Consider the following 467-nt stretch of genomic DNA (forward strand, 5'->3'; position numbering starts at 1 on the left):
CACGTATTCGACTTCGGCGTAATTTAGGTAGAGCCGATGGAAAACTTTGTCTACCCCCAACTAAAATGGCTCGTTGTTTCTCTAACTGTGAGCAAGCAATTACCCAATCTTTATCCGTTAGATTGAGTCTTTGTAAAATAGACGGAGTACGCGGATTTAGGCTCGCTTTGCCTTCTTTTAGCTTTTGACCTGACCACTCAACAAGTTCTAGGTAATCCATCAATCTAAACGGTATTCCTGGATGAGTTGTGTTGGTTGAACCACCAACGAAAGGAAATAAATTCGGCTCGGTGTGTTGTTGTTGATAAAGTGTCTTTAATCGACTTTTGATTGAAGTGTAATTGGAGGTATCGAGGGTTTTAGCGGTACCGGAACGGACGGGATTCAAGTCAGTGTAAGCCATGGCAGCAAGCAACGCTTTTTCATCGAGCAAAGCCTGACTTTTGTATCGACTTTCCCAAAAGTGA

At 42.8% G+C, this 467-nt stretch carries 1 pseudogene; it reads right to left on the reverse strand.

From position 1 onward, the window contains the following. Window positions 1-467, reverse strand: a pseudogene (locus R3X26_RS18935) (transposase); the annotation flags it as partial.

It is taken from the genome of Vibrio sp. TH_r3 (assembly GCF_033101115.1).
Lineage (GTDB): Bacteria > Pseudomonadota > Gammaproteobacteria > Enterobacterales > Vibrionaceae > Vibrio.